The organism is Methylocystis sp. JR02 (assembly GCF_030063565.1).
Taxonomy (GTDB): Bacteria; Pseudomonadota; Alphaproteobacteria; order Rhizobiales; family Beijerinckiaceae; genus Methylocystis; species Methylocystis iwaonis.
In genome coordinates, this window is the sequence record NZ_JASIRC010000001.1 from 3,213,526 (window position 1) to 3,236,601 (window position 23,076).

Annotated in this window: 19 protein-coding genes and 1 riboswitch; of the genes, 9 read left to right on the forward strand and 10 right to left on the reverse strand. The window is 65.9% G+C overall.

What is annotated here, in order from left to right; all coding sequences use genetic code 11:
- The first annotated feature begins 91 nt into the window (after positions 1-91).
- From QNA11_RS15310 to mutL, 4 genes are all read left to right on the forward strand, one after another.
- On the forward strand, positions 92-2,557 hold the full coding sequence (locus QNA11_RS15310) for a TIGR02302 family protein (RefSeq protein WP_283483696.1): 2,466 nt from the start codon (positions 92-94) through the stop codon (positions 2,555-2,557).
- Positions 2,558-2,780: 223 nt separating this feature from the next.
- Positions 2,781-2,969: a twin transmembrane helix small protein gene (locus tag QNA11_RS15315; RefSeq protein WP_502867537.1), complete on the forward strand. Its 189-nt coding sequence runs from the start codon at positions 2,781-2,783 to the stop codon at positions 2,967-2,969.
- A gap of 5 nt (positions 2,970-2,974) precedes the next feature.
- Positions 2,975-3,553: a cob(I)yrinic acid a,c-diamide adenosyltransferase gene (locus QNA11_RS15320; RefSeq protein ID WP_283483698.1), complete on the forward strand. Its 579-nt coding sequence runs from the start codon at positions 2,975-2,977 to the stop codon at positions 3,551-3,553.
- 2 nt (positions 3,554-3,555) lie between these two features.
- Positions 3,556-5,343 (forward strand): DNA mismatch repair endonuclease MutL, encoded by a 1,788-nt coding sequence (mutL, locus tag QNA11_RS15325; RefSeq protein ID WP_283483699.1) that lies wholly within the window; start codon positions 3,556-3,558, stop codon positions 5,341-5,343.
- Between the two features lie 398 nt (positions 5,344-5,741).
- Here mutL and gcvPB read toward each other — a convergent pair whose 3' ends face one another.
- The 4 genes from gcvPB to gcvT are packed head-to-tail and all read right to left on the reverse strand — an operon-like array spanning position 5,742 to position 10,155.
- Positions 5,742-7,283 (reverse strand): aminomethyl-transferring glycine dehydrogenase subunit GcvPB, encoded by a 1,542-nt coding sequence (gene gcvPB / locus QNA11_RS15330; protein ID WP_283483700.1) that lies wholly within the window; start codon positions 7,281-7,283, stop codon positions 5,742-5,744.
- 1 nt (position 7,284) lies between these two features.
- Entirely contained in the window at positions 7,285-8,625 is a 1,341-nt protein-coding gene (gene gcvPA / locus QNA11_RS15335; protein WP_283483701.1) for an aminomethyl-transferring glycine dehydrogenase subunit GcvPA, read from the reverse strand.
- Between the two features lie 18 nt (positions 8,626-8,643).
- Positions 8,644-9,018 (reverse strand): glycine cleavage system protein GcvH, encoded by a 375-nt coding sequence (gcvH, locus tag QNA11_RS15340; RefSeq protein WP_283483702.1) that lies wholly within the window; start codon positions 9,016-9,018, stop codon positions 8,644-8,646.
- 9 nt (positions 9,019-9,027) lie between these two features.
- The gene (gene gcvT / locus QNA11_RS15345; RefSeq protein ID WP_281929530.1) at positions 9,028-10,155 is read right to left on the reverse strand and encodes a glycine cleavage system aminomethyltransferase GcvT; all 1,128 of its coding nucleotides are present in this window, start codon (positions 10,153-10,155) and stop codon (positions 9,028-9,030) included.
- 167 nt (positions 10,156-10,322) lie between these two features.
- Positions 10,323-10,410, reverse strand: a riboswitch (glycine riboswitch).
- A gap of 170 nt (positions 10,411-10,580) precedes the next feature.
- On the opposite strand from gcvT, the gene QNA11_RS15350 reads away from it, so the two are divergent.
- A complete protein-coding gene (locus tag QNA11_RS15350) occupies positions 10,581-12,617 on the forward strand; it encodes a hypothetical protein (protein WP_283483703.1) in 2,037 nt (678 codons plus the stop codon).
- A gap of 166 nt (positions 12,618-12,783) precedes the next feature.
- Here QNA11_RS15350 and hdeA read toward each other — a convergent pair whose 3' ends face one another.
- The gene (gene hdeA, locus QNA11_RS15355; protein WP_283483704.1) at positions 12,784-13,110 is read right to left on the reverse strand and encodes an acid-activated periplasmic chaperone HdeA; all 327 of its coding nucleotides are present in this window, start codon (positions 13,108-13,110) and stop codon (positions 12,784-12,786) included.
- A 313-nt stretch (positions 13,111-13,423) separates the two neighbouring features.
- Here hdeA and QNA11_RS15360 point away from each other — a divergent pair, with 313 nt between their 5' ends.
- Positions 13,424-13,951: a DUF992 domain-containing protein gene (locus QNA11_RS15360; protein ID WP_202071122.1), complete on the forward strand. Its 528-nt coding sequence runs from the start codon at positions 13,424-13,426 to the stop codon at positions 13,949-13,951.
- Between the two features lie 234 nt (positions 13,952-14,185).
- On the opposite strand, the gene QNA11_RS15365 is transcribed toward QNA11_RS15360, so the two are convergent.
- The 5 genes from QNA11_RS15365 to QNA11_RS15385 all read right to left on the reverse strand — a co-directional run bounded on the left by QNA11_RS15365 (position 14,186) and on the right by QNA11_RS15385 (position 20,046).
- On the reverse strand, positions 14,186-15,238 hold the full coding sequence (locus QNA11_RS15365; protein WP_283483705.1) for a cytochrome-c peroxidase: 1,053 nt from the start codon (positions 15,236-15,238) through the stop codon (positions 14,186-14,188).
- A 59-nt stretch (positions 15,239-15,297) separates the two neighbouring features.
- Positions 15,298-15,936 carry a S24 family peptidase gene (locus QNA11_RS15370; RefSeq protein WP_283483706.1) on the reverse strand — a complete coding sequence of 213 codons (639 nt, stop codon included), beginning with the start codon at positions 15,934-15,936 and terminating at the stop codon, positions 15,298-15,300.
- Positions 15,937-16,044: 108 nt separating this feature from the next.
- On the reverse strand, positions 16,045-17,901 hold the full coding sequence (locus QNA11_RS15375) for a cation:proton antiporter domain-containing protein (RefSeq protein ID WP_283483707.1): 1,857 nt from the start codon (positions 17,899-17,901) through the stop codon (positions 16,045-16,047).
- Between the two features lie 327 nt (positions 17,902-18,228).
- A complete protein-coding gene (locus QNA11_RS15380) occupies positions 18,229-18,714 on the reverse strand; it encodes a DUF2147 domain-containing protein (protein WP_202071126.1) in 486 nt (161 codons plus the stop codon).
- Between the two features lie 123 nt (positions 18,715-18,837).
- Complete coding sequence (locus tag QNA11_RS15385; protein ID WP_281932063.1) at positions 18,838-20,046, reverse strand: glycosyltransferase family 4 protein; 1,209 nt, start codon at positions 20,044-20,046, stop codon at positions 18,838-18,840.
- A gap of 132 nt (positions 20,047-20,178) precedes the next feature.
- Between QNA11_RS15385 and QNA11_RS15390 the strand changes: the two genes are divergently transcribed.
- The 3 genes from QNA11_RS15390 (at position 20,179) to metW (ending at position 22,951) form a co-directional block, all read left to right on the forward strand.
- Positions 20,179-21,012 (forward strand): alpha/beta hydrolase, encoded by an 834-nt coding sequence (locus QNA11_RS15390; RefSeq protein ID WP_283483708.1) that lies wholly within the window; start codon positions 20,179-20,181, stop codon positions 21,010-21,012.
- A gap of 209 nt (positions 21,013-21,221) precedes the next feature.
- Positions 21,222-22,325 (forward strand): homoserine O-acetyltransferase MetX, encoded by a 1,104-nt coding sequence (gene metX, locus QNA11_RS15395; RefSeq protein ID WP_283484225.1) that lies wholly within the window; start codon positions 21,222-21,224, stop codon positions 22,323-22,325.
- Entirely contained in the window at positions 22,322-22,951 is a 630-nt protein-coding gene (metW, locus tag QNA11_RS15400) for a methionine biosynthesis protein MetW (protein WP_283483709.1), read from the forward strand. Before metX ends, metW begins: the two co-directional genes overlap by 4 nt.
- The last annotated feature ends 125 nt before the right edge of the window (positions 22,952-23,076 follow it).

Consider the following 23,076-nt stretch of genomic DNA (forward strand, 5'->3'; position numbering starts at 1 on the left):
TCCTTCTTCTGCTTAGCCTTCGGGCCGCATGGATTGTATAGTCGGCGGCAGACCGCCATCTCTACCGGGACGTCGTCTCGCCGGAGCGCGAATGGACCTTTCCTCGAAGAATGAAAACAGCCGGCTGAGAAGCGCGGGCCCGTTGGAATATGCGCTGCGCCGCTCAGTGACGGCGATCCTGGCCGAGCGGCTGCTGAGGCTCGGCGCGGCGCTGGTGACGCTGGCTCTGTTTTTCGTGGCGCTGTCGTGGCTTGGATTTTGGCGCGCGGTTCCGGTCGAAGCGCGTATGCTCGGCGTGTCACTCTTTGGCTTTCTGGCGCTCTACCTCGCCTCCCGCGAAATCGCCCGCGGCCTGCCGAAGCGCAAGGCCGCCGCCGCGCGCCTCGACGCCGCCGCGGATGGTCCGCTGAAGCCCGCCGCCTCGCTCGACGATACGCTTGCGGCGCAAAACGCCGATCCCGCCACCGCCGCCCTCTGGGCTTTGCACCGCAAGCGGCTGGAGACGGCGCTGGCGCAGACGCCCGTCGCCGCCCCGCGCCCGCGCCTGCCCGAACGCGATCCTTATGCGCTGCGCGCTTTGGCGCTCGTCGCCGCGGTCGCCGCGGCCTTCGTTGCAGGGGATGAAAAGCGCGCCCGGCTCGCCGCCGCTTTCGACTGGCGCGCCATTCATCTGCTGGAGCCGGCGCAGCGCATCGACGCCTGGTTCGATCCGCCGGCTTACATGGGGCGCCCGCCCATCGTGCTAGGGCAGGAGAGCGGCGCGGTTCAGGCGCCCGTGAATTCGACGCTGCGGCTGCGGCCGACGGACGCCAATGTCTCTGTCGAAGGCGCGCTGACGCCAATCGACTCCGCGGAGAAGAAGGAGCGGGGCTTCGCTCTCGGCGGGAACGCCCGGATCGATCTTTCCGACGGCCGCAGCTTCACCATCGCCGCCATTCCTGACCTCGTCCCCACGATCGAGCTTGTCGGCAAGCCGCGCAACAATGCGCGCGGCACGATGACGCTCTCCTACCGCGCCGAGGACGATTACGGCGTCGTGAGCGCCGAGGCCGTGTTCAGCAAGCAAGCCGCCGGCCGCGCGCTTTACGAGCCGCCGCGCCTGCCGTTGGAGCTTCCGGCGGGCGCCGGCGGATTGGGCGAGGGCCGCGCCACGCTCGATCTCGCCGACAGCCCCTATGCGGGCGCCCGGATGACGATGCATCTCATCGCCAAGGACGCCGCCGGCAATGAGGGCGCTTCCGACCCGACCGAGGTGACGCTGCCGCAGCGCCGCTTCACCAAGCCGCTCGCCAAGGCGCTCGTCGAGCAGCGGCGCATTCTGGCGCTCGATCCCGAGCAACGCGCCAATGTGCGCGCAGCGCTGGAGGCGCTGTCGATCGCGCCCGAGGTTTTCGACACGCCCTCCGCCGTCCATCTCGGCCTGCGCGCCGCGCGCCGCAGCCTGGAGGGAAAGCCCGACGACGACGCATTGCGCGGCGTCGCCGACATGCTCTGGGCCATGGCGCTCAGTCTCGAAGACGGCAATGCGCCGCAAGCCGAGCGCGATCTGCGCGCCGCCGAACAGGCGCTGCGCGAGGCCTTGGCGCGCGGCGCCAATGACGAGGAGATCGCCAAACGCACGCAGGAGCTGCGCGCCGCGCTCGACAAATTCCTCGAGCAGCTCGGCGCCCGCGCGCAGCCGCCGGATCAGCAGCAGAGCGAAAGCGCGAGCGATCCCGACAGCGTCACCCCCAGCGATTTGCAGGCCATGCTCGACGACATCGAAAAGGCGATGAAATCAGGCGATATGGCCGAGGCGCAACGGCTCCTCGACGAATTGCAGGACATTATGGAAAACGCCCAGACGGGCGACGCAGGCGGCGCTCAGAACGCCGCCCGCGAAAAGAAACGCCGCGAGATGCAGCGGGCGCTCTCCGAGATCGACCAGCTTGCGCGCGAAGAGCAGCAACTGCGCGACGACACCTTCCAGGGGATGAAGAACCCCACGGACGACGACGCCCGCAGGCCGCAACAGCGCGGCGGCAAGAAGGGCCAGGCGCAGGCCGGCGACGAGGCCGGTCCGGAGCGCCAGCGCCAGCAGGGCCTGCGCGACAAGCTCGAGCGCCAGCAGGATGCAATGAAGGGTGAAGCGGGCGAGGCCGGCGAGGCGCTCGACGACGCCCGCAAGTCGATGAAGGAAGCGGAAGAGGCGCTGAAGCCCGGGGGCGAGGGACGCGGCAAGGCCGTCGACGCCCAGGGCCGCGCGGTGGAGTCTCTGCGCAAGGGCGCCGACAAGCTCGCCGAGCAAATGCGCGGCGACGGCCAACAGGGCGAGGAAGGCGAAGAGGGCCAGAGCGGCAAGGGCCATGGCAAGGCGCGCGGGCGCTTCGGCCAGGGGCGCGATCCGCTCGGGCGCTCGTCGGGCGGCCAGCGCGCCTCGCACGAGAAATATGATCCGCTCGGCCTGCCGCCGGCGCAACGCGCCCATCGCGTGCAGGAGGAGCTGCGCCGCCGCCTCGGCCAGCCCGAGCGCCCGACCGAGGAGCTGGACTATCTGCAACGCCTGCTGCGGCGGTGAAACTGACGAATCCGGGGCTCCCGATCGACATAGCTGGGCGTGAGCCCATCCCTCCCCTTTACGGGGAGGGTGGCCCCGCGTAAGCGGGGTCGGGTGGGGTAAAGCCCCAACGACGGCTAGCGGCGTGAACCCCACCCGGCGGCCTCTGGCCGCCGACCTCCCCGTAAAGGGGAGGTATGGAGCTCTACTTGCTGCGGATTAACCTGCCCGGGAGTTGATCGCCTTGTCCAATACACTGGTCTTCGTCGCCGCCGCGGCGGTTTTCTCGGTGCTCCTCGCCGGCTTCATCAATATGTTTCGCGGCGGGGAGGGCGCGCCCCAGCGGTCGCAGACGCTGATGCGCTGGCGCGTCGGCCTGCAATTCGTCGCGCTCGCCATTGCGCTGGCGGCGCTTTATTTCAAAGGACGCTGATCGACGTGGTGAAGCTCGACAGGATTTACACGCGGGGCGGCGACAAGGGCGCCACCTCGCTCGCCACCGGCGCCCGCCGTCGCAAGGACGACATCCGCGTCGAGGCTTATGGCGCAATCGACGAGACCAACGCAGCGATTGGCGTCGCGCGTCTTGCGGTTGCCGACGCCGCGCTCGACGCCATGCTGGAGCGCATTCAGAACGATCTCTTCGACCTCGGCGCTGAGCTAGCGACACCGCACGATCCCGCCAAGCCGCTCGATCCGTCGATGCGGCTCGTCATCCTTCCCTCGCAGGTGGCGCGGCTGGAGAAAGAGATCGACGCGCTCAACGCCGATCTCGCGCCGCTGCGCTCCTTCGTGCTGCCAGCCGGGACGCCGGTCGCCGCGCATCTGCACCTTGCGCGCACCATCTGCCGCCGCGCCGAGCGCGTGATGGTGACGCTGATGGAGACGGAAGGCGAGGACCTTTCGCCGACCGCGCTTGCTTATGTAAATCGTCTCTCCGACTTCCTCTTCGTCGCCTCGCGCTACGCCAATCGCGAAAAGGGCGATGTGCTGTGGAAGCCGGGCGCGACGCGGTAGCCATGGCCGTCCGTCGCCTCGATCCCATCCTCGTCGACCGCATCGCCGCCGGCGAAGTGGTCGAGCGGCCGGCCTCGGCCGTGAAGGAACTGGTCGAGAACGCGCTCGACGCCGGCGCCACGCGCATCGACGTCGCCATCGAAGACGGCGGCCGCTCGCTCATTCGCGTCATCGACGACGGCTGCGGCATGGATGAGCATGATCTCGCGCTCGCCGTCGAACGCCACGCCACCTCGAAAATTCCCGACGGCGACCTCACCCATATCGCGACGCTCGGCTTTCGCGGCGAGGCGCTGCCCTCCATCGCGGCCGTCGCCGACCTCACGATAGATACGCGCGCCAAAGAGGCGCCGCATGGTTTTTCCATTCGCGTGGAGGCGGGCGAGAAGCGCGGGCTTATCGCCTCGAGCTGGCCGCGCGGCACGCGGATCGAAGCCCGCGCGCTTTTCGCCGCGACGCCGGCGCGGCTGAAATTCTTAAAAACCGACCGCACGGAGACGGCCGCCGTCGTCGATGTGGTCAAGCGCCTTGCGATGGCGCATCCTGAGGTGCGCTTCGCGCTCTCCGCCGACAGCGGCGCGCTCTTCGACTATCCTGCTTGCGGCGCGGATTCCGCTCGCCGCATCGCGCAGGTGCTGGGCGAAGAATTTCGCGCCAACGCCTTCGAGATCGCGGCCGAGCGCGAAGGCGTGCGGCTGGCAGGGCTCGCGAGCCTGCCGACTTACAATCGCGGCAATGCGCAGGCGCAATATGTCTATATCAATGGGCGGCCGGTGCGCGACAAGCTCTTCGCTGGCGCCATTCGCGCCGCCTATCTCGATTTTCTCGCGCATGACCGTCACCCGGTCGCAGCGCTTTTCATCGACTGCGATCCGCGCATCGTCGATGTGAATGTGCATCCGGCCAAGGCGGAAGTCCGCTTCGCCGATCCCGGCCTCGTGCGCGGCCTCGTGGTGGGCGCGCTGAAACAGGCGCTCGCCGAAAAGAGCCATCGCAGCGCCAACACCAACGCCCGCACGGCGATCGACATGCTCGCGCGCTACAACGGCCCGCGCGAGCCGACGCCCTATCGCGCGCCGCCGCCCGCGAATTGGAGCACCGCCAACTCTCCCTATGCGCCGAGCGGTTTTGCCGAAGCGCCGCAAGCGACCTTCGAAACCGGCGCGCCCATGGCCCGCGTGCATGAGGCGCCGACAGAGACGCCCGATGACGCGCCCCTCGGCGCCGCGCGCGCGCAATTGCATGAAACCTATATTATCGCGCAGACGCGCGATGGGCTCGTCATCGTCGACCAGCATGCGGCGCATGAGCGGCTCGTCTATGAGAAGCTCAAGAAGCAACGCGCGGAGACGGGCGTCGCGCGGCAGATGCTGCTTATTCCCGTCGTCGTCGATCTCGACGAGGGGCGCATGAATGCGCTCGCCGGCGCCTTCGAGGAACTCGGCGCGCTCGGTCTCGTGATCGAACCCTTCGGACCCGGCGCCGTCATGGTGCGCGAGGCGCCCGGCATTCTCGGCGAGGTGAACCACAAGCGGCTTGTCGAAGACATTGCCGATCTCCTGGCCGAAGACGGCGACGCGCGCGGCCTTTCCCGGCGTCTCGACCATGTGCTGGCGACCTGCGCCTGTCACCACTCGGTGCGCGCGGGCCGCCGCCTGAGCGCCGCTGAGATGAACGCGCTGCTGCGCGAGATGGAGACGACGCCGGGCGCGGCGCAATGCAATCATGGCAGGCCCACTTATGTGGAGCTGAAGCTCTCCGACATAGAGAGGCTTTTCGGGCGGAAGTGACGCCGTTCCAGTTTGAACTGCTCGCGTTGGCGATTGTCATTCCCGGCGGGCTGCAAGCCCGACCGGGAATCCAGAGCCACAAGAGCGCTGGTTCTGCTCTGGATTCCCGATCGCTCGCTTTGCGAGCGTCGGGAATGACATCACATAAGCCATCATTGCGAGCGCAGCGAAGCAATCCAGGGCCGCGATGGCTGCTCTGGATTGCTTCGTCGCTACGCTCCTCGCAATGACGGAGACTGCGCGCACCGCTTCAGCACGGGCGCGCCAGATCGCGCAGCTAGCGCTAACCTTGCTCTGGATTCCCGATCACTCCTTTGAGCGCTGGGAATGACGCCCCGTCATTGCGAGCGTAGCGAAGCAATCCAGGGCCGTAGTAGCCGCTCTGGATTGCTTCATCGCTACGCTCCTCGCAATGACGAAGACTCCGCGCTCCACCTCAGCACGGGCTTGCGCGCCGCCAATGTCTCGTCCACGCGCCGGCGGGGCGCGAGGCGCGCGGCTTGGGTGAAGCGCTTGGCGTCGCCTTCTTTGGCGTGCTTCGCCAGATCGCGCAGCGTCGCGATGAAGAGATCGAGAGAGGCTTTCGACTCCGATTCGGTCGGCTCGATCAGCATGGCGCCATGCGCGACGAGCGGGAAATAGATCGTCATCGGATGGTAGCCCTCGTCGATCATCGCCTTGGCGAAATCGAGCGTCGAGACGCCTGTGCCCTTGAGCCAGGCGTCGTCGAACAGAACTTCATGCATGCAGAGGCGATCGCCGAACGGCTGGCTCATGACGTCGCGCAATGACGCGCGCACGTAATTGGCCGACAGCACCGCGTCTTTGGACGCCAGCGCCACGCCATCGCCGCCATGCGCCAGAAGATAGGCGAGCGCGCGCACGAACATGCCCATCTGACCATGGAAAGCCGTCATGCGGCCGAAGCTTTGCGTTCCCTCCGCGTGCTCGACAAGCTCGAGCGCTTCGCCGTTGCGGCGAAGGAACGGCACGGGCGCGAAGGGCGCCAGTCTTTCCGACAGCGCGACCGGACCCGCGCCCGGACCGCCGCCGCCATGCGGCGTCGAGAAGGTCTTGTGCAGATTGATATGCATGGCGTCGACGCCGAAATCGCCCGGCCGCGCCACGCCGGCGATGGCGTTGAAGTTTGCGCCGTCGCAGTAGAAATAAGCGCCCGCGTCGTGAACGGCGTCGGCGATCTCGATGATCTCGCGCTCGAACAGGCCGCAAGTGTTGGGGTTCGTCAGCATCAGCGCCGCAACATCCGGGCCGAGCGCTTCTCGCACCGCCGCCGCGCGGACGGTTCCATCCTCGGCCGCGGGCACGACGCGCACCGAAAAGCCAAGCAGCGCCGCCGTCGCCGGATTGGTGCCATGCGCCGACTGCGGGATCAAAACCACGTTTCGCGTCGCGCCTTCGCCGCGCGCCGCGACGGCGGATTTGATCGCCATCATGCCGCAGAGTTCGCCATGCGCGCCCGCTTTCGGAGAAAGCGCGATCGCCTGCATATTGGTGAGCGTCAGCAGCCAATGCGCAAGCGTCTCCATCAGCTCCAGCGCGCCCTGCACGGAGGAGATGGGTTGCAGCGGATGAAGATCGGCGAAGCCCTCTAACCGCGCGAGCTTCTCATTGGCGCGCGGATTATGCTTCATCGTGCAGGAGCCGAGCGGATAAAGCCCTGCGTCGATCGAATAGTTCTTGCGCGACAGGCGCACATAATGGCGCATCGCCTCCGGCTCGCTGAGGCCGGGAAGGCCGATCTGGTCCTTTCGCTCCAGCCCGCCGAGGCGCGCGGCGAATTGCGGCGGTTCCTCGACGTCGACGCCGGTGGCGTCGGTCCGGCCGATTTCGAAGAGCAAAGGTTCTTCCTGATCGAGCGCGCGATTGCCGGTGAAGGTGTCGGGCGTTTTGTCGTCGATATGAGCGGGGCGGTCGAGCATCTCAAAGAGACCCTTCCAGAGCGGCGACAAAGGCCGCGCGATCTTCCGGCGTATTGGTTTCGGAGCTGGCGACGAGCAGCAAATCATCGAGACCGGCTTTCGGCAGCAGCCGCGAGACGGGGACGCCTGCGAGCACGCCCTTTGCCGCCATCTTTTCAACGAGCGCCGCGGCGTCTCCCCTCACGCGCAGTGTGAATTCGTTGAAGAAGCTTTTGTTGAGCACGTCGACGCTCGGAACGCGCTCCAGCATTTCCGCCAGCGCGACGGCGTTGGCGTGATTGAGCCTTGCGAGACGCGTGAGGCCTGCTTCGCCGAGCAGCGTCAGATGAATGGTGAAGGCGAGGGCGCAGAGGCCCGAATTGGTGCAGATGTTCGACGTCGCCTTGTCGCGGCGGATATGCTGCTCGCGCGTCGAGAGCGTGAGCACGAAAGAGCGCCGCCCATCGGCGTCGACGCTTTCGCCCGCGAGACGCCCCGGCATCTGCCGCACATAATCGTGCCGCGTGGCGAAGAGCCCGACATAGGGGCCGCCGAAATTCAGCGCATTGCCGATCGATTGGCCTTCGCCGACGACAATGTCGGCGCCCATGGCGCCCGGCGGCGTCAAAAGGCCGAGCGAAACGGCTTCCGTGAAGACCGCAACGAGCAAAGCGCCATGGCGATGGCAAGCGTCTGCGATCTTTGTGAGATCGCGTAAATTGCCGAAGAAATCCGGCGTCTGCACGACGACGCAGGAGACCGTCTCGTCGATACTTGCGATGACGTCTTCCGTGCCCGAGACGTCGGGCGCCATGGCGATCGTTTCGTCTTCGGCAAGGCGCGAGACCGTTTGCACGACCTCGGCGTAATGCGGATGAAGACCGCCCGAGAGCAGCGCCTTGCGGCGCTTCGTCAGCCGGTGCGCCATTAACACGGCTTCCGCCGTCGCCGTCGAGCCGTCATACATGGAGGCGTTGGCGACATCCATGCCCGTGAGGAGCGCGACCTGGGTCTGGAACTCGAAGAGCGTTTGCAGCGTGCCCTGCGAAATCTCCGGCTGATAGGGCGTGTAGCTTGTCAGAAACTCCGAGCGCTGGATCAGATGATCGACGCTTGCCGGCACATGATGCCGATAAGCGCCGGAGCCGATAAAGAAAGGAACGCGTCCCGCGGGCGTGTTGCGCGCGGAAAGATGCGAGAAGATGCGCTCGACCTCCAATTCAGACTTGTAACGCGGCAGATCGAGCGGTTCTTTCAACAGCGCCGAGGCCGGCGCGTCCGCGTAAAGGTCTTCTATTCTATCTACGCCGATCGTCGCCAGCATGGCCTTCCGGTCGGCGTCGGACAGCGGGAGATAGCGCATCTGTTGTTCCTTCCGGCGCTACAAGGTCTTCACGAAACCGGCGTAAGCGCCTTCGTCCATCAGCGTTTCAACTTCGCCCGCGTTCTCCAGGCGGAGCTTTACGAGCCAGCCGCCGGCGAGCGGATCGTCGTTGACGAGTGCGGGCTTTTCGCCCAGCTCGGCGTTGACTTCGACGACTTCGCCGCTAACCGGCGCATAGACTTCGCTCGCCGCCTTCACGCTTTCGACGACAGCGAGCTCCGAGCCTTTGGTAACTTTCTTTCCGATGTTGGGCAGATCGACGAAGACAATGTCGCCGAGCTGCGCCTGCGCATAGTCGGAGATGCCGATGGTCGCGACGTCGCCATCGAGCCGAAGATATTCATGGTCCCTCGTGAAACGCAGCATGGTCATCCCATCCCATCAGGCTTTGAAGTAGCGATGCGCCACGAAAGGCAGGGGCGCCACATCGACGCCGATGCGGTTGCCGCGCAATTCCGTGGCGAGCGAAACGCCGGGCGCGGCATATTCGCGCGCGACATAGCCCATGGCGATCGGCCGCTGCAGCGTCGGCGAAAATCCGCCGGAGGTGACATGGCCGGCGACTTCGCCGCTTTGTGAAACGAGGATGGCGCCCTCGCGCACCGGCGCTTTGGTCTGCGGCAGGAGTCCGACCCGCAGGCGCGGCGGTCCATTGCGCAAAGCGGCGTCGATGCGCTCGAAGCCGGGGAAGCCGCCTTCCGCGCGCCGCCTTTTGCCAATCGACCAGGAAAGGCCGGCCTCCACCGGGTCGGTGGTCTCGTCGAGATCATGCCCATAGAGCGGCAGTCCGGCCTCCAGCCGCAGCGCGTCGCGCGCGCCCAGCCCCGCCGGCGCCACGCCGTCATTGTCCAGAAGCGCCTTCACGAAAAGCTCGGCGCGGTCGGCGCGCATCGAAATCTCGAAACCGTCTTCGCCCGTATAGCCGGAGCGCGAGACGAAGAAGCTCGACACGCTCTCTTCGAAAGCGCGCCAGCTCATGAAAGGAAGGTCCTCGGCGCCGGGGAGGAGGGCGCCGAGGACGGCCGCCGCGCGCGGCCCTTGCAGGGCGATCAGCGCGCGGTTCAACGGGATGAAGTCGAATTGCGGCAGGCGCTCGCGAATGAGCGCGAAATCATCCGCCTTCCGTGACGCGTTGACGACAATGAGCAGCCGCTCCTCGACGCCCGGCAGCCGCGTCACCATCAAATCGTCGGAAACGCCGCCTTTTTCGTTCAAAAGCTGCGTGTAGCGCATGCGCCCGGGCGCGAGCCCGACGAGATCGCCGGGCGTGAGGCTTTCGAGCGCGCGCGCAGCGCCCGCGCCGGCAAGGATCGCCTGGCCCATATGCGACACGTCGAACACTCCCGCCTTCTGGCGCGTGTGCAGCGTCTCGGAGACGATGCCCGATGCATATTGCAGGGGCATGTCATAGCCGGCGAAGGGCGCCATGCGCGCCCCCAGGCTGCGATGCAATGCGTCGAGCGGCAAATGCGCCAGCGGGGCGCCATCGTGGTTGGGCTGAGCGGTCACAAGAGACTCTCCGGCTTCGGGCGTTTGCGCAGCGGGCGGAATCAGGCTCGCGACGCGCCCCCTCTGTCCGGTGACCTGAGAGATTTCCCCGCTTGCCGATCGGCAAGCGAGTTACGCCCTTCGGTGGGCGAAGCGCTTTTCGAGCGCCGCGCCGCTTTCCAGAGTCTGTCCTCTCCGCGGTCCTTTTGCCTGAGCGTTTCCGGGGCGGTTTCGCCTTCGGCGCCGGCGCGAGCCGGTCTCTCCCGCGAAAGAGGTTACGACCACAAAGATGTGCTTCCTCCCGCACTGCGTCAAGACGCGGGCGCGCGACATTTTTGATCGTATTTGCGCGGCGAGGGGCAGCGCGGCTATTCTTTGGCCGCCTTTTCCCCGCATGGCCCGCGGCGTCATGCTTTTCTTGGGCTTTCAACCGGGCGCTGTGGCGAATGTGGCGTGAGCAGTTGGACTATTTCTGGGACGGTCGGCGACGGCTCGTCATTGGGTGCTTCGACGGCGCCGAACGCGCGCCGCTCGGGGCGCGCCCCGCGCTGACCGTCGTTTCGGCGCGCGACCCCGGTTTCGTGATCGAGCCCACGCTCGTCGATGTGATCGACGCGGCGCGTTGGCGCGCCGGAGTCGTGATTGCCGACATTTCGCTCGAACATCGTTTCGTGCGCCTGCTCGCCGCCGACGGTGAGGAGCTGACGCTTTTTCTGGGCTCGGAGCGCGACCAGCCGCCGGAGGGCGATTATCGCCTGTTGATGACCCTCTTGCCGGAGGGCGGCGGCGCAGATGCGGCCGCCTTCCGGCTCGTTGCGTTTCCGGCGCGCGGCGATATCGAGCGGCTCGCGCGGGAGCAGGCCACGACGGCCGGGCCGCGCCTTGTCTGGGCCTTCGGGCAGCGCCGCGCCTTCGAGCAGAGCGCGGGCGGCGCCCTCGTCGCGCGGCTCGCGCCGGCGCGGCGCATCTTCCCTGCCTATCAGAGCCGGCTGCTGCTGGAGGCGCGCGGGCTCGACATCGAGGCTTCCGCCGACACCCGCGAGGCGCCTTTCGCCATCATGCAGCATTGGCTGCACGAAAATGGCGCGCCGCGCGCCATGCTGCGGCTGCGCATTCCCGATTCTCTGGAGGAGAGCGCCGCGACGCTCGGCGGCGCCAGCGTCGCGCTGGTCCTCAACCAACGCCGCCGCCTGCGCGGCTGGATGCATGAGCAAAAGCAGGCCGGCGAGCCGGTCATCGACCCGCTGACCTTCGACGACATTCGCGAGGCGACGGGCGACGCGGGCGAATCGCCCGATGCGGTGGAGGCCCGTGACGCCATCGTCGTCGCGAACCTCCTCAACCTTTTGCTCGATCCCGATTCGCCGGAGGCCGACGGCGTCGCCGTGCGGCGCAGCCTCGAAAAAAACGGCGCCGGCGCGGGAGAAACGATCGAGATCGATTTCTACGGAGCTGCCCTTGGCGACGATCTGGGGCTCGTGGCGCCGGCCGCGCGGCAGGGCGATCTCGCAATCGCCCCGGTCGATCCCGGCGGTCCGCTCGTTGCGCGGCTCTTTCGTTTCGAGGCGGATGGGCTCGTTCCCCGGCGCCTGGGCGAAGACGATCCGCTCATCGAAGAGCTGACGCGCCGCGCCGCCCATTCCGTCACCCGCAACAATACGAGCGCCGCCGCCCGCGCCTTCGCCGAGCGCGCGGCCGGGTTGAAGAGCCGACGGGAGAAGCTCGTCGCCGGTTTCAACGAGGCGCTGACGCGCGCGGGCTTTTCCACCCGCTTCTCTGCGGCCGGTCTGTGGGATGTGTTCGAGCCCTTGCAACTGGCGAGCTTCGTGACGCTCGCGACGCAATCGCCGCCGCCGGCGCGGGCCGCGCTGCAAGAGATGGGCGCTTATGGCGCCTATGGCGTCGATCCGGCGCTGGCGACGGCGCTCATGCGCGGCGGAGCGCTGGCGCAGGGCGCGCGCGTTGTCGCGGACCCACGTGGCGGCGCGTCGCTCGCCGCGCGCTACGCCGCTGCTTGCGGCGCCGAGGGAATGACGCCCCCTGGCCTCGACGCCTCGTCGCAAGTCGCCGCGCTCGGCGTTTTGATCCGGGAAGAGGATATGCCGTTTTTGCGCGCGGCGCGCATCGGCTTGTCTGTAGACCCGGTTGTCCGGCGCGCCGCCTCTGTCGCCGCCCGGCGCCTTGCAGATATGACGGCGGTCGAAAGCGCCATCGTCCATTTCGAGAGATCGCGAGACGTCGAGAGCGCCTCGGCGCTTTCGGAATATCTCGCCGCCCGCCGCGCCGGCCGTTGGATCTCCGCGGCCTCGGCGCCGGCGCTCGCGTCGCTTCTGGCGCGCGCCGATGTGGCGCGTGAGGAGGAGCAGACCCGCGTCGCCGTCGGTATGACCGCCGCAGCCGCGGCGCCGCCGACGGCCACTATCGCGCCGCCGCCCCGGCCCGAGAAGCCCAAGGGCTTCTTGCGGCGGCTGTTCGGCGGATAGTTCTCGAGTCTGCGTGAACACGCCGCTCCCCCGGCGCAGCCGCGGCCGTCATTGCGAGGAGCGTAAGCGACGAAGCAATCCAGGGCGGCGACCGCGGCTCTGGATTGCTTCGCTTCGCTCGCAATGACGGCGACATGCTTTCTCGCCGCGGCTGAATGCAGGCCCGTTACAGTTTATCCTTCAGCTTTTTCGCGTCTGCTTCCACGGCGCGCCATGCGTTCCGAAGCTTGGTCACGAACGACTCGCTCGGCGCTTTCTTGCAGTCGTCGATAATCATCGGCACGACTTTTTCCGTGCCTTCGATGTCGACGACGGAGTCGGGCTTGCCGCTTTTGGCCTTGGCCGTCGCCCAATAGACGACCTTGGGCTGGAAATCGTCCTGGACAGCGAGAAACTCCTCGCAGGTCCATTTAGCGACCGGCTTTTTCGTGTCGGCGACGGCCGCCTGGGCGGCGAGGACGCAGGAAGCGAGAAAGAAATAACGTAGCTTCATGAGACGCTCCGGGAAAGGCGTTGAGGAAAACTGCGACGCGAGGAGTGACCGAGCTCGGTCACCCCGCATATCCGAGCATAAGCGGAAGACAACGACAATCGCGCGGGCGATCGGTTCGCGCGCCGCGCGGGAGAAGGGTTCGGACTGAGTTAACGTCGCGTTGACGCGCGCCGAGGATCGAGATCGTTTACGTTGTCCTTACCGCGATTGCGAAGAGCGAGGTTGAACGACGTCTCGGCCGTGTTAGCTTGCCGGACCCAGCCTGAGCTGGACTCTCCTAATCTCGCTCCGATTCTTCCTGAATGAGGCGCCAATGATTTTGTCCAAGAAACTGTCGCTCGCCGGCCTGGCCTTTTTGGGCCTGGCGCTCGTCCCGGCCAACGCGCTTGCGCAGACGGCGACTGTCGGCACGCTGCAATGTCATCTCTCGGGCGGGGTCGGCATGATCCTGGTAGAAAACCAGGTGGCCGACTGCGTCTATAAAGGCCAATCTGCGCCGCCGCAGCACTATATCGGCCGGCTCACCAATGTGGGCGCGAATATCGGGATCAGCGGCCCTGGTGAAATGATATGGGAAGTTGTGACGGCGACCAATAAGGTCGGTCCGGGCGCTTTGGCCGGCGATTACGCGGGCGCGCAGGGATCAGTGGCGGTCGGCGCCGGGGTTGGCGGCGCCGTGCTGGTCGGCGGCTCCAGCAATTCCATTTCCTTGCAACCGATTTCCGTTTCCGCCGATACGGGGCTGAATCTCTCGGCCGGCATTGGCAATCTCAATCTGCAATATATGCCGGTGACGCCGCCGCCGCCGTTCAAGCTGCTGAAGCTGAAAAAGGCTCACTAATCAGCCTCCGAAAGCAGCAGCGCCGCTCGCATGGACTCATGCGAGCGGCGCTTGTTTTTTGAGTATAGCGCCCGCCGCTGTTGGTTGGGCCCGCTGTCATTCCCGCCGTTCGCGAAGCGAGCGATCGGGAATCCAGAGCAGAACCAGCGCTTTTGTGGCTCTGGATTCCCGGTCGGGCTTTCAGCCCGCCGGGAATGACATTCCCCAATGCGCGCTGTTCAAACGGAAATAGTATCAGCGGTCGCGCGGCGGCAGGACCGGGAGAACGATGTCGGGCTGCTTCCCCGTCAGCGTCTTCAGGAAAGCCACGATTTTCGTCGTCTCGTCGTCGGAGAGCTTCGCGCCGAGCTGCGCCTCCGCCATCACCGCCACCGCTTTCCTCAGATCGAAGGTCGAGCCTGTGTGGAAATAGGGCGGGGTCATTTCGACGTTGCGCAACGACGCAACCTTGAACACGTAACGGTCCGCGTTGTTCTTGGTCACTGCGTAGCGGCCGGCGTCCTCGGGCGGCAGATATTCGGGGCCGGGATTCGCGACGACGCCGAATTTGGCGTAGCTCGCCCCGCCGATGTTCACGCCATTGTGGCAAGCGGCGCAGCCCTTGTTGATGAAGAGCTCGAGGCCGGCCTTTTGCGTGTCGTCGAGCGCCGCGTCGTCTCCGGTCAGCCAGCGATCGAAGGCCGAATCGGGGGTGATCAGCGTCGCTTCGAAGACCGCGATCGCCTTGCCGATATTGTTGTAGACCAAGGGGTCGGCTTCGCCGGGGAAGGCCGTCTTGAACGCCCCGACATAGGCGGGCACGGTCTTGAGCTGATCGATTTCATGCTGCTTGGTGGCGGCGAGCTCGACCGGATTGATCGCCATGGGCCCGCCGCGCGTCTTCAGCACGGCCTTGGGATTGGCCATGACCGAATTGACGACCTGGTCCTGCAGATCAGCCGCGCGGCCGTCCCAATATAGGGATTTGTTGAAGACGGCGTTGAGCACCGTCTGCACGTCGCGCCCCGCGAGCTGGCTGCTGGCGATCGTGTCGACGCCGCTCATGCTGAGGTTGTGGCAGGTGGCGCAGGCCATGTCCCGGTGCTCGGACAGGCGCGTCTCGAAGTAAAGCATCTTGCCGAGCGCGAGCTTTTCCGGCGTCGCCGGATTGTCGGGGAACGCCGGCGCGGTCTTGGGAATCGGCTCGAACAGGCCCTTTGCCTGATCGCGCAAGGCGCCCTCGGCATGAGCGGCGCCGGCGCCGACCGACAAAAGAGCAAAGATCGAGGCGATGAGGGAATGACGCATGTTCGGGCCCACCTCCTTGGAAAGGAAATCGCTCTATAGCACAGCTCTTTCCTTGCGCCTTATTGGCTCGCCCATAAAATCCGCGCCATCCAGCTCACGTCCTCGCGCGGCACGACGCGGTCGGGATAGGCTGGATTGATCGAGCGCAATTCGATCGAGCGCGCCGTCTGGCGTTTGAGCTCCTTGGCCATGATCTCGCCGGCGGTCGTCTTCACTACGACGCGGTCGCCGCGGCGAATCGGCGCAGCGGGCGAGACGATGACGATGTCGCCCTCGCGATAGAGCGGCGCCATCGAGTCGCCGGCAATCTCCAGCGCATAAGAGTGCTCGTCGGCCTCGGCGAGAATGTCGATCTCGTCCCAGCCGGCGCCCACGGCGAACCCTGAGTCGTCGAAAAAGCCGCCCGCGCCGGCCTGCGCCATGCCGATCAGCGGGCGGGTGTAGCGCCGCGCCTCGCCGCTCGCGGAGACCAGCGCCATGAAGTCGTCGAGGCTCGCGCCGGTCGCCTGCAGAACCTTGGCGATCGATTCGGTCGAGGGCCAGCGCTGGCGGCCCGTCGGCGTCTCGCGCTTGGAGCGGTTGAAGGTCGTCGGATCGAGCCCCGCCTTGCGCGCGAGGCCGGAGGGCGTGAGCCCATAGCGCTCGCCGAGCGCGTCTATGGCCGCCCAAATCTGGGCGTGGGAGAGAATGTCCGTCATGGCGCGACCGGGTTGGGGAAAGGATGGTTCCTGTAATAGGAATATATCCTTGTCCCCGCGCGCCGCAAATAGGAAAATTATCAGGAAGAACGGCGGCTTGGGGCCGCCCTACGCCTCCTCCTCCGTCTCTTTCGCCGGTCGGCCGGAGATACGGCGACGCGCCTGCTCGCGTTTTATCTTATTGCGTCTTTCCGTCTGACGGGCGCGCGCTTCTTCGCCGGTGGGCTGGAGGATCTTGCGGTATTCGTCGCGCTTTTCATGGATGGAGGCGATCACATAGCCCATGGGCACGCCGACATCGACGAGCACCGTCTCCGCAAGCTGCAGGCTCGCCTCGATCGTCTCGGGGATGGCGTCGCTGGCGCCGAGCGCATAGAGCGTCGTGGCGTGGCGCGCGTCGCGGGCGCGGGCGACGATGATCAGATCGGTCCTGATCTCGCCGGCGATACGCACGATCTCCTCGACCGCCGCTGCGTTCTCGATGGTCACGACGAGGGCGCGCGCCTGCTCCATGCCGCAGCGCATCAGGAAGTCCTTGCGCGCGGCGTTGCCCCAATAAATCTCGACGCCCTTCGCGCGCGCGTCGGTGACGATGGAGACAAGATTTTCCACCGCGACGAAAGGCACATTGTGGCGCGACAGCATGTCGCCGACCAGGCTGCCGACGCGCCCATAGCCCACGATCAGGACGCGGCCTTCGGCGACGGCGTTTTCCGGCTCGAGATGCGCGAATTTCGTTTCATCGCTTGCGCGCTCGGCGGACTGCGAGAGCCGCGCGCCGAGGCGCCCCAGAAAGGGAATGAAGAAGATGCTCAGCGTCACCACGACCATGGTCTCGGCGCCGTTGTGGCCCGGCAGGACGCCGGCGAGCATGGCGGCGGTGAGAAGCGCGAAGGCGAATTCGCCGCCAGGGGCGAGCAAAAAGGCGGCTTCGGCCGAGGCCCGCCAGTCGATGCGGAACAAGAGCGCGAGCGCGAAGATGATCGCCGCCTTCACCGCAATGAGCCCCAGCGTATGGATGATCGTCGGCGCCGGGTCGGCGACGACCGCGCCAATGTCGAGCCCCGCGCCCACGGAGACGAAGAAGAGGCCGAGCAGCAAGCCTTTGAACGGCTCGATCGTCACCTCGATCTCGCGACGGAACTCCGTCTCCGCGAGCAGCAGGCCGGCGACGAAGGCGCCGAGGCCCATGGAGAGGCCGGCCGAAGCCGTCACCAGCGCTTCGCCCACGATCACCAGCAGGCAGGCGGCGACGAAAAGCTCCGCCAGTTGCGCCGCGGCGACGAGACGGAACAGCGGCCGCAGCAACAGCCGGCCGAAAATGATGAGGCCGGCAAGCGCGACGAAGGCGGGCAGGAGAGTGTAAACGGCTTGAAGCGCGTTGAAGCCATTTTTGGCTTCGGCCAGGACGGTGACGAAGAACAACGCCGGCGCCACCATCAAATCCTGCAGCAGCAGCACCGAGAAAGCGACGCGCCCCGGCGATTTGTTGATGCGTCGTCCTTCGGAGAGCACGGGCATCACCACCGCCGTCGAGGACATGGCGAGGGCGACGCCCATCAGGATCGAGGGCGCGGCGTCGACGCCGAACCAATAGCGCCCGACAAGCGCCAGTATCGTCGTGCAAACGGCGACCTGGGCAAGCCCCAGGCCGAAAACGAGCCGCCGCAAGCGCACGAGGCGCTCCCAGGAAAGCTCCAGCCCGATCATGAAGAGCAGGAAAACGAGCCCGAATTCGGCGAGCCGCCCGACGCCCTCGACATCGGCGATGGTGAAATAGCCGAGCCATCCATAGCGCTCGGCGAGGCTGCCGAGCCCATGCGGCCCTAGCGCCGCGCCGGCAAGGAGGAAGCCCAGCACCGGGCTGACTCGCAGCCGATGGAACAAAGGCACGACCACGCCCGCGGTGGTGAGAAAGACGAGCGCCTCGCGGTAGGATTCGAGATGTAACGGATTCTCGCCCACGCAGCCTCCCGACGCCCGATGATTCGATGAAGCGAATGTAAAGGCGATGGCGCGTTTTGCGAGGCGAATGAAGCAGAAACTATGCTGTTGGAGTGCACAAAAAAACGCCGCCTTTCAAAAAGGCGGCGCAAGAGTGCATACAAATGGCGATGACGCCCCTCGTGCTTCGAGACGCCTGCTGCGCAGGCTCCTCAGCATGAGGGGCTTCTGCATCGGCGCAAGCAAGACATTTAGGCCTCATCCTGAGGAGCGAGCGTAGCTCGCGTCTCGAAGGACGAGGCCGCCTCGGAAGCTAACCCGCGAACCGGCGCCGCCCGTCTTGGCCGATTATTCCGCGCTGGCGGCCCTTGCTTCCTTCGCGTGCGGCTCGAGCGCGGCCTGCGGCTTGGTCGCGGGCGCAGCGCTGACGCGGGTCCAGGTTTCGCCGCTGCAGAGGATGCCCCAGAGGCAGCCCTTCAGCCGCAACTCATTAGCCGATTTGATGGTGATCGAGCCATCGTAGGTCTTGCCGTCCTGCGCATTATAAAGCTTGCCCTTCCATTCGTTGGGCCCGCTCTTGGTGGCGCCGCGCAAGATCACCGTGCCGATGGATTTCTGATCCTCGGCCTTCTCGACGGAAATGAGCTTGGCGCACAGTTGCGCGCCGCAGTCGTAGAAGCTGAATTGCTCTCCCCCTTCCGGGCGCAGCCAGACGCCGTGCGGATCGTTGGGATCATGGGGGGCGACCGCTCCCGCCGGCGCGGCGAGAAGCGCCAAGGCGGCGGCTGCGGGCACAAGACGCGTGAAGAGATCGAAGACTGGGATACGCTTCATGTCGATCGCTCCTTACTCGTGGCGATGAGGGAAGCGTCTCTCTTCAAATGGGCAAATCTTCGACCGCAATGAGACGTGGACTGGACGGTCCGTCGCAAGCTGCGGCGTTATCCTGAGCGGCTCCTATTGCTGCAGAAGGCGCCGATAGACATCGAGAGTCGCGCGCTGCATCTGTTCGATCGAGAATCGGCTCTGCACATTGTCGCGGGCGCGCAACATCAATTCGTCGCGCGCCGAAGCCGTCAAAGACAGCGCTTCGCCGATCGCGCGCGCGAGGGCGACGGGATCGCCCGGCGGCACGCGCCAGCCCGTCGCCTGATGGCGCGGCGTCTGCGGCGGCGCTTGCACGATCTCGGGAGAGGCGCCGATGTCGGAAACGATAACCGGCGCGCCCATCGCCTGGGCTTCGATAGCGACGCGGCCGAAGGCTTCGGGCTCGATGGAGGGCGCGACGACGGCGGCGGCGGCGAGATAGGCCGCGGGCATGTCGTCGCAATGGCCGGCGTTGCGGACCAGATCCGAAACCCCGGCCCGCTGGATCTGCGTTTCGATCGCCTGGCGGAAATTCTCGCTGTGCGGATCGCCGACGAAGAGAATGCGAATGTCGCTCATATCGCTCGCTGCGAGGCGCTTGGCCGCCTCGATCATCACCGCATGGCCCTTGCGCGCGGCCAGCCGCGCGGGCAGCAGCACGACGCGCTCATGCGCCGCCACATTCCATTGCGCGCGCAGTCTCTGAACGCGGGAGGGCGATACGGCGTCGGGCGAAAAGACGCGCAGATCGGCGCCGCGCGGAATGACCACGACGCGTTCGCTGGCGTCCGGATGCAATTGGCGAATACGCTGCGCCGCAAATTCGGAAATGGCGATGACCGTGTCGCCTGTCGCCATGACCGCGTTGTAGCGCAGCTTGATCGGCGAGGTTCCGTAGTAGGCGCTATGGTATGTCGTGACGAATTTGGCGCCGGTCTGGCGCGTGGCGTAATAAGCGACCCAGGCGGGCGCCCGCGAACGCGCGTGGACGATGTCGACGCCCTCGTCGCGAAGAATGCGGGCGAGCTGCACGGAGTTGAGCGCCATGGCGAATGGGTTCTTCGTCGCCGCCGGGAAGGGAATCCAGATTCCGCCCTTGGATTGCAGCTCGCTGACCATGCGGCCGCCGCGCGAGGCGACGAGACAGCGGCCCCCGGCGAGAGCGAGCGCTTCCGCCATATCGATCGTGGCGCGCTCCGCGCCGCCCGATTGAAGGTCGGGGACAATCTGCAGCACCGTTCTCCCGACCAGCGATTGGTCGGCGGCGGGGGCTTTGGGAGGGGCGAGCGTTTGCGGCATCAGGGGGCGGGCGACCAGTTCCAACTTCGTGAGGCCGCATTCTCTTACGGGATTATTTACCAACTATGAGCAAATGGCGGCAAAACAAGCGCGGAGCGAAAACGCGCGTCGCCGCATCGACGAAAAGAAGAGATGAGCTTGATCCCGACCCCGACGCAAACCGACTTCCTCGATGTAGCCAATCCCGCCGGCGGCCCGCCCTGGCGCATCGCAAGGCGGCTGCGAAAACCGACCCACGCGGGGATCGCCGCGCCGGGAATCGTCTGGCTCGGGGGCTTTGCGTCCGATATGGCCTCCACCAAGGCGAGCTATCTCGATGCACGGGCGTGCGAGAGGGGGCGCGCCTTTCTGCGTTTCGACTATTCGGGCCATGGCGAATCGGGCGGACGTTTCGAGGACGGCTGCATCGGCGATTGGCTGGAGCAGACCACTGCGGTCTTCCTGCAATCGACGCAAGGTCCCCAGATCGTGGTCGGCAGCTCGATGGGCGGATGGCTCGCGCTGCTTCTGGCGCGCCGTCTCGCTGAAAGAGGCGAGGAGCGCCGCCTTGCCGGCCTTATCCTGATTGCGCCCGCCGTCGATTTCACGGAAGCGCTCATCTGGGCCAATCTCGACGCGGCGGCGCGCCGCGACATCATCGAGAAGGGGGCGTGGCGCCGCCTGTCCGACTATGCGCCCGACCCCACGCCGATCACGCGCCGGCTGATCGAGGATGGGCGCAACCATCTTCTGCTCGGCGGCATCATTCGCGCCTACGCGCCCGTGCATATTCTGCAAGGCATGGCGGACCCGGACGTGCCCTGGCGTCACGCGATGACCCTCGTCGAACATCTCTCGGCCGATCCGGTGACGCTGACCTTCGTCGCCGACGGCGACCACCGCCTGTCGCGCCCGCAGGATCTCGCGCAGCTCGGCGCGGCTCTCGAGCTGATGAGCGCCCCGGCGGCCGAAACCGGGGCGAGATAGCGAGCCAGTAGCAAGCGCTCATATTTCGGGCCTTGACAGTCCCGGCCCGCGCCTCGATGGTGCCGAACAATTCGTTCGGCATATCGAACGTGGGGATCGTTTTGACTCAATCTCAGCAGGCGAAGGACGACGACGGCGCCCCGCCGATCCTGGCCCCCTGCGCAAATGGGGCGAATGGCAAGCCGCACGGCAAAAGCGTCGTTTTCCCAATGGATCACGCGCTCGTCACCGACGGCGGCCGGAGCATTGCGCCGCTCGCTATCGGTTACGAGACCTATGGCGCTTTGAACGCCGACCGCAGCAACGCCATCCTGCTCTGTCACGCGCTCACCGGTGACCAATATGCCGCGGGCGTTCATCCCGTAACCGGCAAGCCCGGCTGGTGGGACGCCTTGGTCGGTCCCGGCAAGCCCTTCGACACGGAGCGATATTTCATCATTTGCTCCAATGTCGTCGGCGGCTGCATGGGCACGACGGGGCCTTCCTCGACGAATTCGTCGACCGGCAAGCCTTATGGCCTCGATTTTCCGGTGGTGACTATCCGCGACATGGTGCGCGCTCAGGCGATGCTGATCGATCATCTCGGCATCGAGACGCTCTTCTGCGTGGCGGGCGGCTCGATGGGCGGCATGCAGGTGCTGCAATGGGCGGCGAGCTATCCCGATCGCGTTTTTTCCGCCATGCCGATCGCGACGGCGGCGAAACATTCGGCGCAAAACATCGGCTTCAACGAGGTCGGCCGCCAGGCCGTGATGGCCGACCCGGATTGGCGGGCCGGCCGTTATCTCGAGCAGGGCGTGCGCCCCGAAAAAGGTCTCGCCGTGGCGCGCATGTCGGCGCATATCACCTATCTTTCGGAAGCCGCGCTGCAACGCAAATTCGGCCGCAAGCTGCAGGATCGCTCCGCCCCGACATTCTCTTTTGACGCCGATTTTCAGGTCGAAAGCTATCTGCGCTATCAGGGCGTCGCCTTCGTCGAGCGCTTCGACGCCAATTCCTATCTTTTCGTGACGCGCGCCTGCGATTATTTCGATCTCGCGGCAGACTATGGCGGCTCTCTGGCGAAAGCCTTCAAGGACACTAAGACGCGTTTCTGCGTCGTCTCTTTCACCTCGGACTGGCTTTATCCGACCTCCGATTCGCGCGCGGTCGTTCACGCGCTGAACGCGGGCGGCGCTTCGGTTTCCTTCGTCGAGATCGAATCGGACAAAGGCCATGACGCCTTTTTGCTGCACGAGCCGATGTTCATCGCGACGACGCGCGGCTTCCTCGAATCGGCCGCCGTCGCGCGCGGGCTGAAGGCGCGTCCATGACCCTTACTCAACATCCTCGCCTCGATCATCTGCTCATCGCCGACATGGTGGAGCCGGGCGCCCGCGTGCTCGACGTCGGCTGTGGCGACGGCGCGCTTTTGCAGCTTCTGGCGCGGGCGAAGAATGTCGACGGGCGCGGCGTGGAACTTTCGCAGCGCGGCGTGAACGAATGCGTCGCCAAGGGATTGTCGGTCATCCAGGGCGACGCGGACACGGATCTTGCGGATTATCCCAATGACGGCTTCGACTATGTGATTCTGTCGCAGACATTGCAGGCGACGCGCCATCCGCGCGAGGCGCTCGGCAATATGCTGCGCATCGGCCGCCGCGCCATCGTCTCTTTCCCTAATTTCGGCTATTGGCGCGTGCGCGTCCAGCTCGCCTTTCGCGGCCGCATGCCGGTGACCGGCAATTTATCCTATAGCTGGCACGACACGCCGAACATTCATTTGTGTACAATCCGCGATTTCGTGGAGCTTGTTGACAATCTCGGCGCCCATATCGAACGCGGCTTTGCGCTCGATCACGCGGGCGCGCCGATTCGCGTCAATGCGCCTTGGTGGGTTTGGAATCTGATGGGCGAACAAGCGATTTTCCTTTTGGAGCGCGACGTTCCTTCCGAGTAATGCTGCATTGCCATTGTATTTTTTTACGGCTGTGCGACGGTTTGTCCCGTGCGCTCGGCTCTGAATCGCGCTAGCCTGCTTTTGCTTGATCTGATCGGCCCCATTGCATTTGAGCTGGCGGCTCC